The following is a 12,071-nucleotide window of genomic DNA, read 5'->3' on the forward strand; positions in this document are numbered from 1 at the left end:
CCCAATAATACATGAGCAAATAAAATCGGGCTATTTAAGTAATTGTTAATTGGCTTTACAATTTTTTCATAACAAAAAAGAAATGAAGGAGATAGTCTCTTTTTTGAACAGGATGGTATATACGATGGAGGGCAAATATATGAAAAAGAAAAAAACAGCGGCTTTGCTTCAGCGGCTTGTACAAAATAGAATCTCCCGGCAGGAGTTTGAGGAGTTGCTACAGGGGCTGGAAGACCAGGAAACAGTGAGCTATCTGGAGGAAAGCATGAAAGCCCATTTCGATAGCATAATGGACGATTTTGAAAAGGAAAATCGAACTAACATAGAAAAAAAAAATTTGGAAAAAAAAGAGATAAATAATGCAAATTAATTAAAAACCATCAATAAAGATTAGAGGTCCCGTAAGAGACGAGGTTTGGAATTTGAAAAGAAGGTTCCAATAAAATTGAATGAAAACTAAATTAAAACTACAAATCAATTTTAAAGAGTTATGAAAAAAAGCCGTACTAAAAAAATGTTAAAGTGGATGGTACCACTTTTATCGGTTGGGCTGGTTTCTACCAGTTCACTGCTTGCGGGGGCGAATAGCCTTCTGGCTACCAGTGCAGGTAATGCGATACATGCTACTAGCGCGATGGATGACGCCATTGCTGTTACTATCCGTGGAACTGTGACCTCTCAGGAGGACAATACCGGCCTTCCCGGAGTAACCGTTTTGGAAAAAGGAACTAATAATGGAACCGTTACAGACATTGACGGTGCCTACAACATCGATGTTGCCGGTCCAAATTCCGTATTGGTTTTTTCTTATGTAGGTTTTGAGAGTCAGGAAGTGACCGTAGGGAACCGTACAAATGTGAATGTGACTCTGCAGGAATCCATGTCTGCCATGAATGAAGTGGTGGTAACCGCCCTGGGTATTGAGCGAGACCAGCGATCCCTGGGATATGATGTTTCCAGTGTGGAAGCGGAAGACCTGACTCAGGTATCTCAGGAAAACGTGTTGAGCTCACTGGCAGGTAGAATGCCAGGTGTTACCATTAATCAAACTAGTGGTCCGGGGTCTTCCATGAGCATGGTGATCCGGGGAGCAACATCCCTTACTACTGATAACCAGCCACTGTTTGTCGTGGATGGGGTGCCCATGTCCAACTCCCTGAATAACATATCCCAAAACGGGGATGGTAACCAGGTGGATTACGGTAATGCCATTTCGGACATCAATCCGGATGATATCGCCAATATTAGTGTATTGAAAGGTCCCAGCGCCGCTGCTCTCTACGGTACGAGGGCTGGTAATGGAGTAGTGTTGATTACCACCAAGTCTGGAAGCAAGCGAAAAGACATGGGCGTTTCCTTTTCTACCAGTAATGTATTTGAAAGACCAACTCGTCTCCTTGATTTCCATTACCGCTATGCCAATGGTAACCGAGAAGGAGTTTTCAATGAAGGATCCGCTTATTGGGGTGGTCCTGAACTGGATGCCGGAAATACGGCCATTCAGTGGAACAGCCCGGTAGATGAAAACGGTAACCGGATACCTACCGAGTTGCGATCTTATCCCAATGCCATGAAGGATTTTATGCAAACAGGAGTAACTTCTACCAATAACCTGGCTGTTAGCGGCGGAAATGACGATGCCACTTATAGGGTATCCTATTCCAATATGCTGCACAAGGGAATGATCCCGAATTCCGATCTATTCCGAAACAACATTTCCACCTCAGTTACCTACAACATACAGGAGAAGTTGACTTTCAGTTCAAATTTCAATTATAGCAATAGCATGTCCAATGACCGGCCCAGTACAGGTGATCGAAGAGCAAATCCGCTGGAGGCCGTTTATAACTCCTCGTATGTGGATTATAGCGAAATGCGAAATATATGGGTAGAAGGACAGGAGGGAATCCAGCAAATCAGAACGACCGCTGGCGATAACCCCTATTTCATCGCTTACGGAATCGAAAATGCGTTCCGAAGAGATCGTCTATTTGGTAACGCTTCCCTGGATTACGAATTCAATGATAACTTCAATATCACTGCCCGGTACTCACTGGACAGGTCTAATGAAAACAGGGAGACCAAAATCCCCTTCAGCTATAGTCGTATGGCAAGAGGCGGCTATTACACTGCAGACCTATTGTCTCAGGAGTCCAATGCCGATATATTAGCCAGCTATAAGCAGGATTTTGGTGAGTTGGACTTCAATGCTTCAGCTGGAGGTAATATAATGACCCGTTTTGGTTCTAGTACCAGCGTAGGAGTAGGTGGAAATCGAAACAACGGATTAGTAGTACCGGGTATATACAACGTTCAAAACATTCCTGCTGATAACCGAGATGTAAATAGTGGTTATTCCAAGCGAGCCATTTACAGTGTTTACGGACTGGCTTCTTTTGGATACGCGGATCAGTTGTATTTGGATCTGACTGCCAGGAATGATTGGTCTTCTACCTTACCGGCTGAGAACCGTTCGTATTTTTATCCCTCCGCTTCTTTGAGCTGGTTGGCTAACTATACCTTTAATTTGCCTGAAAACATAGACATGCTTAAAGGTAGGATTGGTTGGGCACAGGTTGGTAACGATACCGACCCGTATCGTCTGGTGCAAAATCTGAGTACAGGATTATACAATAACATCAATACCGCTGCTATGCCCTCGGGTTTGTTAAACCCAGATCTTAAGCCTGAGGAAGCCACCTCAATTGAAGTAGGGGTTGATTTAAATATGTTTCAAAACAGATTGCGTTTTACCGGCACCTATTATACAGTAGATAACCGAAACCAGATCTTTGCCGTAAATCTGCCTCGGTCTTCTGGATTCAGCAGCAGACTGATCAACGCAGGTTTGATACAAAGTAAAGGTTGGGAATTTACGCTGGGTGGAACGCCTATCAGTAGAAATGGTTGGAACTGGGATATCAACCTGAACTGGAGCCGAAACAGGACTTCCGTTGTGGAACTGAGCGATAACCTGGACCGAATTATTCTTTGGGGTGAAAACGATGCAGGAGCGATTACCTTCCTTGGACAGAACATCGGAGATATGTATAGTTCGGGTTTTGCTCAAGTAGAGGATCCTAATTCTCCTTACTACCAATGGCCCATTTTGACCAGTACGGGATCCTGGCAACCCTTCCGTCGTGTTGATGAGGAGCTTCGCAAAGTAGGGAATTTCAACCCAGATTTTATTCTTGGAGCGCAAACCAGTCTGAGCTACAAGCGATTTGTCTTGAATGCCAGTCTTGACTGGAGAAGCGGAGGAGAGTTCATGTCCTTCACCTATCGTTACGGTGAGTCTGACTGGAAATCGCAACGACAATTGGACAACCTGATCCCCGGTGGCTTGTATTCCGATGCCGAATTAGCAGAACTTTTGAAATCTGACCCCGATAAGTACATTATCCCTCGTCCGGGTAATTTCCCACGAGTAGGCGGTCATACGGCCGAAACCGGCGGTTTTCCAGTGGATGAAAATGGAAATGACGGAGCCTTTATTCCGGGTGTTATCCAGACGTCCGGTGCAGATACGCCGGACGACTACAGTGATGACGTGTACCAAGAGCATTTGGGAGGACCGGAAACGAACGTCTATCCCATTACCAATACCTACCCATGGAGGTTTAATGAGCAGGTTACATTTGATGCCTCTTTCATTAAGTTAAGAGAGCTTTCACTAGGCTACCGAATTCCCGATTTCGGTGCTTTCCGTAACGTCACTTTTGCCGTCTACACAAGAAACATCATGTTGTGGACCAAGGCTGACATCGGCATTGATCCGGAAAGAGCCTTCTGGGCCGGAGGCGGTAGTCAGGGAGACACGGCCTCCCAATTCCGACAAGGTATTGAGCGGCAAAATGTAATGCCCTGGAGTGTACCGGTAGGCTTCAAACTTAATTTTAATTTGTAAATTTCTTTAATATACAAATCATGAAGAATTTATTAGATTTTCGAAAAATAGCCCTATTCGTATTCGGATTGGTTTTATTCTCCGGTTGTGACGAGAAATTGGATGAAATAAACATCAACCCCTATGCGATAGAGCCATCTACAGCGAATCCAAATTTGCTGATGCCAACGGTTTTGTCATCTGCCGCTCAGGATTACGTGAACCTGGGATATAACGACCTGGCAGGTGCTGTGCAGCACACCCAAAAGAACGGCTGGTACTCTGGACATAATTTTTATGACTGGACCAACAGAAACTGGACAGGCTGGTATGATATACTACGTACCAATGAGTTGATGATTCGCCGGGGACAGGACCTGGACAATGAATTTTTTCAGGGGATTGGTTTGACCATGAAGTCTTTCGTGTTTGGTAATATTGCAGACCTTTGGGGAGACGCTCCTTATACCAATGCACTTAAAGGTGATCAGGGAGGAGAGGAACTGCAATACCCTAAATTTGATAGCCAGGAAGTCATATATGACGGGGTTATAGCCGATCTGCAGCAGGCGGTCCAACTCCTGGGTTCGGCCTCCTCCGAGGGGGTGACCACCGGGAATGACCTCTACTTCGGTGGAAATACCCAAAACTGGCGAAGATTTGCCAATTCCCTTTTGCTCAGATATTACATGCGCTTATCTGAGAAGAAGCCAGATGTGGCCAGGGCTGGAGTAGAAGCCATTTATAGCAGCGGAATATATATTCAGGATCCTTCGCAGGATGCTACCCTGGATTACACCGGAGGAGCGAATGATCAGTGGATTTCCAGGCACGTTAGGTTAAACCCGGATGATTTTCAGAGGTATCAGGCTGCTCAGACTTTTATTGACCAACTGACGGGTACCAATGACCCCCGATTGCCAGTTTGGTTTGATTCGGTCCGCGTGCAATGGGTACCGGATGAGAATCTGACCACTGCAGTGGAGGATTTTATCAGAGCTGATGGTGAACCGTTGGAGGTAGTGACCTATCCATACGATGATTTTGTGGAGTTGTACGCGGATGTGAAATTTACCAGAAGGTTCAATCCAAACATGGCGGATTACAATTCAGATCTGTATGTTGGTCTACCGCCTGCTATCACCGTACCCGAGTCCTACAATGGAAACCCATCTCCCGGACAAGGAACACAAAATCAGCATGTATCCCAGCTTGCTCCCATCTACAGTACTCAAGGTGCTCCAGGGGATATCTTGAAAGCCAGGATTATTTCTGCTGCCGAGGTAAGCTTTATCTTCGCTGAAGCAGCATTAAAGGGCTGGAATGTTGGTGATGCAGAAACCCACTACAATAAAGGGATCGAGCAGTCTTTGGAGACCTGGGGAAGAGGGGATGAGTATGCTGATTTTATCAGTCAGCCCGAAATCAGTTTCAACAATTCTCTGGAACAGATACTGACCCAAAAATGGGTAGCTAGCTGGACTGCTGCAGCCGAATCATTTGCTGACTACAGAAGAACAGGATTCCCTGAGCTGGAAGCAGGACCACTTTCCCCACAGCCAGAGGTTGCCCTCAGGTTTCAATATGGGAGCGATGAGTATAACAACAATTCGGCTAATATACAAGCCGCTTTGGATGGACTGGAAATCACTCCCTTTTCCGGAAACTTTGGTGCAGATAGCCAATGGTCTAAGCCATGGTTGTATCAGGGCACCAATGTCCCTTTCTGATATTTTTGGTTGATACCAATACTCAATGAAAAGTTCTCCTCTACACCAGTAGGGGAGAACTTTTTCTTTTCTTCCTATCGCTGGCAAATCTGAGCAGCCTGATGGCCTAGTAACGGCACCTCCAATGAGGTGTTTCCGGCAGTTATTTTAATTCAATAATAAATTTACCATCTTACGAATATGATAAGTCTTACTTTTTTTTTATAGAATCAATCTACTCATTTTTCTCTGTAGCGGTTATTCTGGCACTTTATCGGGCCAGGAAGCCAGCATGTCTGAAAAGGAGGTTTATTGGCTGCCGGGGGGCTTATCCTGACCGGATCTTTTTAAACCGGATAGAACACATCCAAATGTATCAGCTTATCCGTATAGAAAACAATCGGTTGGAATAGGAAGCCTATACCGTGGCGGGCAAGCTTATGATGCATTCGACTTGATTAAAGATGAGGCTGGTTCAAATAAGCTGATCAATAAAATTCCGGACATTCCTGAAATTTAAGGTTACAGGAATTTATTTGGACAGGGGATCGGAAAGCAGCCAATCCCCTGTTAATTTGCTTATTAGCTAGTTACCAATCAAAGCGTTTGTTCATCCCCGGCATTTCACCGTGAATGCTGATAGCAATCAGGCTAAGAACTGCCAGGAATAGCAGGATACCCAAAACCATATAGATCCACTTCTCAGGGTTGGCTTCTTTTACCGTAATTTTTGGTTGGAATTTTTGGATCAAAAGTACGATTACCACAAAGTTGATAATGTAGAGAAATTGCTCGATACGGTAGAAACTTAAAAAGGAGCCGGTAATCAAAATGGTAAATACAATGTACACAGCAAAATAAGTAATGAAAATACCCATTATTTCTTTATGACTCATACTTTCTCCGCTTTGTCCCTTTTTATTGGAGAACAGACTGATCCAGGTAACAGCGGGAATGAGAAAGGCCATTAATGCCACCCATTGGACCATTCTAACCCAAAGTACCGGATTCTCGATAAGCCTGCCGAGGGTGGTTTCCAGATCCTTCATGACGAATGATTGCTGCCAAACGATGAAGGGGATCAGGAAAATAAAACCTATCATGGGAAGGGTCAGATTGCTAAAAGAATACCTGGAGGTTTCCTTTTCTTCCGGCCAGGAGGCTGTAAAGGCACCATAGGCCATGCCCAATCCACCAAAAAATCCAAGCGAATATTCCATCACGTTCCACATATTGAACGGTACATCGGCGACATTTCCCAGGACTTGTAGAAAATTACCGAATGCAAAGCCAAACCCGCCTCCTAATCCGGCAAATACCGCTACCCGCATGGCACTGTATTGTTTTTTGCGGGCCAGGTAGTACATCATGGCAATGCCAATACCGGCACAGACTCCCCAGGCTTCCGATCTGGGCGGTGTCATGGCAATTCCCAATTGCTCAATAATAAAGTAATAGAAAATAACACCGCCTACGGTCATTTCCGCAATTACCTGATGCCACTTCACTTTTTTTTCAGGGTGATCTGCCAACACCAATCCAAAAAGGCCGCCACCAATCAACCCGTAGAGGCCTCCAATGATGAAAAGCATGGACAGCCCATAATAGACATTGATAAAATCCACCCCTCTTCCATAGCCTACCACCGCTCCATAACTCATCATCCCTCCTAATCCCCAGCCCACTGCACCTGCAAAGGCCGCTTTCATCGCCTTATTGTACCAGGACTTCTTTTTTGCCAGTAGAATAATACAGAGGCTACCAATACCTCCGGCCCAGGCCGCGCCTTGTTCGTGGCCAAATTGACCTCGAATGGCCCAGGCTGTACCTAAGGCCATGCCTGCCAGCACTAAGGATATGACTGTATTTTTGGTTATATTTTTCATGTTTTACGCTACGGGTGAATACAAAGGATTATTTCCTGGCCGAATAAACTAATTCTCACGTCTGGGGATAGAATAGATTCTTTTGAAGGTAATACCCCAAGCCGTTGATTTGTACCATTGGTGTCTTTGCTTTTTGTCTTATTAAAGGTAGTGCTTAGCAAATCTTAGGTATAGGGGCGCTATGGAATTACTTACCTGCCAGGTACCGCTTTCGGTATTCAATGGGATTGCAACCTTTTACTTGTTTGAATTGCCTGGCGATGTTTTTACTGTCATTCAATCCTAAATCGAGTGCAATTTCAAAAACGGTTTGATCCGTTTCCAAAAGTTTCTGCGTGAACTTCTCAATACGCAGGTTAAAAATGTATTTGTAAATGGGGTAACCGGTAATTTGGTGAAATCGCTTTTCAAGACTTCTTCTGGAAAGCGGCACCTGCCGGACTACCTCGTCTACTTGCAGGTTTTTTTCAATGTTTTTGTGAATGTATTTTAGCGTGGAGGCAATGTAATCGTCATTGGTAGCGTAAATATCGGTAGACTGCCGGGTAATTATCTGAGTAGGTTTTACGTGGATGTCGTAGTACTGGTCAGCGCCGTTTTGGATCATATGTTCCATCAACTTGGCCGTGTCGTAGCCTCCTTTTTCAATATCCAGGCCGATGCTGGACAAGGGAGGATCGGATAGATCGCAGAGCATTTCATCGTTATCAACGCCCAACACCGCGACTTCTTCGGGAATTCTGATTTTGTTTTGCTTGCAAGCCTCTGTAATGTGCAGTCCTTGATTATCATCACAGGTCATCAGCGCGATCGGCTTGGGCAAGGAGATAAGCCATTTACTTAGTGAGTTACTTTTATAATACCAAAGGTCGGTGGAACGTGATTTTCGGTGCTCAAAATAATTGACTTTATACCCTACCGAATTGATTTTTTTCTCAAACCCTTCGGCTCGCTCCCGGGACCAAACAATATCGTTGAACCCGTAAAAGGCGAAGTTTTTAAATCCCTTTTTCAGAAAATATTCGGCACCCATCTCACCGGCTTCGTGGTAAGCACCCGTAATATTGGGAAGTTCGCTGAATCGTTCTTTAAAATCCTGGGCAATGACAGGAATTTTGGAATCAATGATTAGTTTAAGGTCCATTTCATTGTAAAGCTGTCCGATGATTCCATGGGCACCCCAGTCCTTGGCCCAGTCGAGAATTCCTTTAATACCGATGGTTTCCCTGTAGTATAAGGGCATCCGGCAATAGCTCCAGGGGCCATGCTCAGCCGAATATTTTGAGATACCTTTTAGCAAACTTTTACTGTACTCCTCTGCAAAGTCCAGCAACAATATAATCTTGTACATGCTCTACTTGAAGATGTCCTTGATGTTTTTGGTGGCGTTACTCACCAAAGGTTTGGCCCAAATGCCGATACTCAATATGTAACCCAACGTAATGAAAAGAAATACCATGGCCAATTTGAGTCCTACCAATTCGGCAAGTCCGCCAACAATCAGGGGTACTACTGCTCCTCCTGCTATGCCGGTACACAGTATCCCGGAAAAGGTACCGTGATGATGTGGAACAGAATTCAACGCAAGGGAGAAAATGACCGACCACATGACCGAAGCAAAAAAACCAGTCATAGGAAAGGCGATTAGTGCCCAGGAAACGGGCCCGAATAAGGCAACTAAAAGTGCGATTATAGCCCCTGAAGTAAAGACTATCAAAACCGTACGGCTATCCAAGAATTTCAAAAGCAACAGGCCGAGCAAACATCCGATCGTAAGTAAGCCCCAAAAGTAGGAAATGACCGAAGCGCCGGTAGTAGCTGGGTCTACGCCGTGATAGGTTTGTAAAAACTTGGATATCCAATTGGCAATACCTTGTTCTGTTCCTACGTATGAGAAGATTCCCAGGAAATACAAAACCACGTACTTATTGGCTAACAATTCCTTAAAGGCAACCCCCACGTCAATTTTTTCGTCTTCCTTAAGTTCTACTTTTGGGAATTTAGCGAAGTAGACTACGATGACCATTAAAAAAGCGATACCAGCGAATACCCAGTAAAGAGATACCCATTTGAGATTTTCGGGTACCATCCCATCCAAAAAGGAAAATAAGAAGCCAAGATCGCCGGTATGGATATTGGTCACCAGGTAGCTGTAAAGCATGGGACTCAGAAAGGAGGCTGCGCCGAACGCCAATTGCCCCAATACCGAATTAAAAGCAAAATGGGCTTCTCCTCCAGCGGTCCTGAGCAGGGGGTTAATAACTACTTGTAGAATAGCCATTCCAATACCAATAATGAACAGCGAGGTAAGGGCAATTCCAAAGCTGGGAATAAGGGCAAAAACAAGGGCTCCCACAAAAGCAAGTGAAAAAGCGGCTACCAGCATTTTCTTTTCTTTATACTTTTCCACCAGGATACCAGAAGGAATGGACATAACCGCATAGGCTACAAAAAAAGAAAAGGGTAAAAATCCTGCCAACCCAATACTAAGTGTAAAACTGTCAATGATATCTGGAATGATAGGACCTAGAATATTGGTAAGAAAAGAAATGACAAAAAAGATTAACAAAATAAGGGCAACGATAAGGTTGTTTTTTTTCATATCATTCGTATTTCAGGTGATGAAGATAACCATAACTAACGGAAATCATAGGTTTAATCGGCTAAGAAATCAATTCGGGACAGGTGATTGGGAGCTTAAGAGGAAGCGTTGGGAATAGTTGAGCTCTGCATTGGGAAAGTTTTGCTACATGATTCCTTTTACATGTTCCAAAGAAAGGTCTACCAACGCTGCAGCACCCAAAAGAGCTATGTCTTCGTTTTTAGTTTGGTGGATTTTTAACTTTTTTATGGATTCCGGATAAATAAAATCCTTAAAACTTTCTTTCATTGTGGCCTCAAAATAAGGGTATGCGTTAGCTACTGAACCTCCAATGACGATGGCTTGCGGGTCATACGTATACATCACTGCCTGTACCGCCGCTCCAAAATGGTAGCCAAAATCCTTCCATTGGGATAAGGCCTCTTGGTTTCCTTTTTCAGCTTGGTTGTAGGCATCTAATGCCGTGGTTTGGTAAAATGCGCTGAAAAAATTTCCGCTGGCATAATATTCAATGTTCTGATCCTTATAGGGAAGCAGACCGATCTCTCCGGCACCGCAATTGGTTCCGGCATACAATTTATTTCCAATAATTATCCCCGACCCAAGACCGGTGCCAATGGACATCCCCACGAGGCAGGAATATTCCTTACCCATTCCGAATTTATGTTCACCAATCGTAAAACAATTCACATCGTTGTTTACAAACACGGGTAGGTTAAACTCTTCTTCCAAAATGGCTTTCAGTCCTACTTTCTTCCAGGAAGGTATGTTGGTGACATTGTAAACAATACCTTTTTCTACGTCTACTACTGAAGGAACGCCGATTCCGATTCCATCCACCTTATGGTGGGTAAGGGGCTCAATAAACTGTTTCACCTGATTTAAGGTCGAGTGAAGGTCATCTTTTTCTTTTAATAAGGCCTTGGTTTTATGGATTATCTTACCCTCCTTCTCAATGCCTACTTGGATTTTTGTTCCTCCTAAATCTATTCCTATGTTCATTGCGCTAATACAGGTGAGTTTTACAAAAAATGAAACAACAAATATATCTTAATTTACATATTTAACAAACCAATAAGAACTGGTTGTTTTCCCTATTTCCGGATATTATTCATTTGGTTTTCAGATGGTAACGATGGTAATGGGGTGGCTTGATCTAGATACTATACTTGAAATTATGGGTATGTACTATCTCGGGAATGATGTTTTTTTGATAGTACAAATGTAGGAAAGCGGGTATTGATACTGTTATATTAAAGGTGTTTTACCCCGATTAACGTTACTGCTATATTGGTATTATCAGCTAAAAAGTAGAAATTTTAGATAAATGATTTTGACTCAGGAGTAGATTTTAACAATTAAACATAATAAATACAATGCCATGAAAAGAAGGGATTTCTTCAATAGAAGCATTTTGGGCTCTTTGGGATTGGGAATTTTGAGCACTGGAGTAAGTTATGGAAACACTCTGCCCGGCTCCTTCAAAAGGTCTGCAAAAAATTTCATTTTTCTGGTTAGTGATGGGATGAGCACCGGGACCCTGAACATGGCCGATTTGCTGCTCAGGGAGAAGGAAGGCAGGAAAAGCAGGTGGGTGAGTTATTATCAGGGAGGCTTTGCAAAGCGGGCACTCATGGATACGGCATCTTCCTACGATGGGATATACGGCTCTACAAAGGTACCCAATCACCTTTTTGCTCAAATACAATCCAACCATACCGGCATCAGCTGGGCAGGAACGGGGCATTCGTCTGATTATGTGGAATTGGTCCTGTATGGGCCAGGAAGTGAAAATCTGCCAGCTTATATAGAAAACTACAAACTCCACAATTTTATGCTCAATGCAGCTCAGTTACCGGCCATGGCCTATTCAGGGTAAAGAATGTATTTTTCAAGAAATGCATTGATTGACAATCTGTCGCCAAAGAATTCAACCTCTTTGAAATCAACATAGATGCTTTTGTTTAAAAATGAGTTTCGTAAAT

The 12,071-nt window shown here is 43.7% G+C and carries 8 protein-coding genes; 4 read left to right on the plus strand and 4 right to left on the minus strand.

All coding sequences use genetic code 11. From position 1 onward, the window contains the following. Positions 1–139 precede the first annotated feature (139 nt). From GKS34_RS08015 to GKS34_RS08025, 3 genes are all read left to right on the plus strand, one after another. Positions 140–370, plus strand: a complete 231-nt coding sequence (locus GKS34_RS08015; protein ID WP_163384292.1) for a hypothetical protein — start codon at positions 140–142, stop codon at positions 368–370. Between the two features lie 156 nt (positions 371–526). Further along, positions 527–3,910 (plus strand): SusC/RagA family TonB-linked outer membrane protein, encoded by a 3,384-nt coding sequence (locus GKS34_RS08020; RefSeq protein ID WP_240459235.1) that lies wholly within the window; start codon positions 527–529, stop codon positions 3,908–3,910. A 20-nt stretch (positions 3,911–3,930) separates the two neighbouring features. Next, positions 3,931–5,619 carry a SusD/RagB family nutrient-binding outer membrane lipoprotein gene (locus GKS34_RS08025; protein ID WP_163384294.1) on the plus strand — a complete coding sequence of 563 codons (1,689 nt, stop codon included), beginning with the start codon at positions 3,931–3,933 and terminating at the stop codon, positions 5,617–5,619. 569 nt (positions 5,620–6,188) lie between these two features. On the opposite strand, the gene GKS34_RS08030 is transcribed toward GKS34_RS08025, so the two are convergent. From GKS34_RS08030 to GKS34_RS08045, 4 genes are all read right to left on the minus strand, one after another. Continuing rightward, a complete protein-coding gene (locus GKS34_RS08030) occupies positions 6,189–7,484 on the minus strand; it encodes a photosystem II biosynthesis protein (RefSeq protein WP_163384295.1) in 1,296 nt (431 codons plus the stop codon). Positions 7,485–7,671: 187 nt separating this feature from the next. Beyond that, on the minus strand, positions 7,672–8,835 hold the full coding sequence (locus GKS34_RS08035) for a DNA-binding transcriptional regulator (RefSeq protein ID WP_163384296.1): 1,164 nt from the start codon (positions 8,833–8,835) through the stop codon (positions 7,672–7,674). Between the two features lie 3 nt (positions 8,836–8,838). Further along, on the minus strand, positions 8,839–10,086 hold the full coding sequence (locus tag GKS34_RS08040) for an MFS transporter (RefSeq protein ID WP_163384297.1): 1,248 nt from the start codon (positions 10,084–10,086) through the stop codon (positions 8,839–8,841). Positions 10,087–10,230: 144 nt separating this feature from the next. Next, positions 10,231–11,088: an ROK family protein gene (locus GKS34_RS08045; protein WP_163384298.1), complete on the minus strand. Its 858-nt coding sequence runs from the start codon at positions 11,086–11,088 to the stop codon at positions 10,231–10,233. 379 nt (positions 11,089–11,467) lie between these two features. Here GKS34_RS08045 and GKS34_RS08050 point away from each other — a divergent pair, with 379 nt between their 5' ends. Beyond that, a complete protein-coding gene (locus GKS34_RS08050; protein WP_163384299.1) occupies positions 11,468–11,965 on the plus strand; it encodes a hypothetical protein in 498 nt (165 codons plus the stop codon). Positions 11,966–12,071: the final 106 nt, after the last annotated feature.

This window comes from Cyclobacterium jeungdonense (assembly GCF_010994275.1).
Taxonomy (GTDB): Bacteria; Bacteroidota; Bacteroidia; order Cytophagales; family Cyclobacteriaceae; genus Cyclobacterium; species Cyclobacterium jeungdonense.

Excerpts from the sequence above, each read along its gene's own strand:
- GKS34_RS08015 (WP_163384292.1), top strand. The coding sequence starts at position 140 with ATGAAAAAGAAAAAAACAGCGGCTTTGCTTCAGCGGCTTGTACAAAAT.
- GKS34_RS08020 (WP_240459235.1), top strand. The coding sequence starts at position 527 with ATGGTACCACTTTTATCGGTTGGGCTGGTTTCTACCAGTTCACTGCTT.
- GKS34_RS08025 (WP_163384294.1), top strand. The coding sequence starts at position 3,931 with ATGAAGAATTTATTAGATTTTCGAAAAATAGCCCTATTCGTATTCGGA.
- GKS34_RS08030 (WP_163384295.1), bottom strand. The coding sequence starts at position 7,484 with ATGAAAAATATAACCAAAAATACAGTCATATCCTTAGTGCTGGCAGGC.
- GKS34_RS08035 (WP_163384296.1), bottom strand. The coding sequence starts at position 8,835 with ATGTACAAGATTATATTGTTGCTGGACTTTGCAGAGGAGTACAGTAAA.
- GKS34_RS08040 (WP_163384297.1), bottom strand. The coding sequence starts at position 10,086 with ATGAAAAAAAACAACCTTATCGTTGCCCTTATTTTGTTAATCTTTTTT.
- GKS34_RS08045 (WP_163384298.1), bottom strand. The coding sequence starts at position 11,088 with ATGAACATAGGAATAGATTTAGGAGGAACAAAAATCCAAGTAGGCATT.
- GKS34_RS08050 (WP_163384299.1), top strand. The coding sequence starts at position 11,468 with ATGAAAAGAAGGGATTTCTTCAATAGAAGCATTTTGGGCTCTTTGGGA.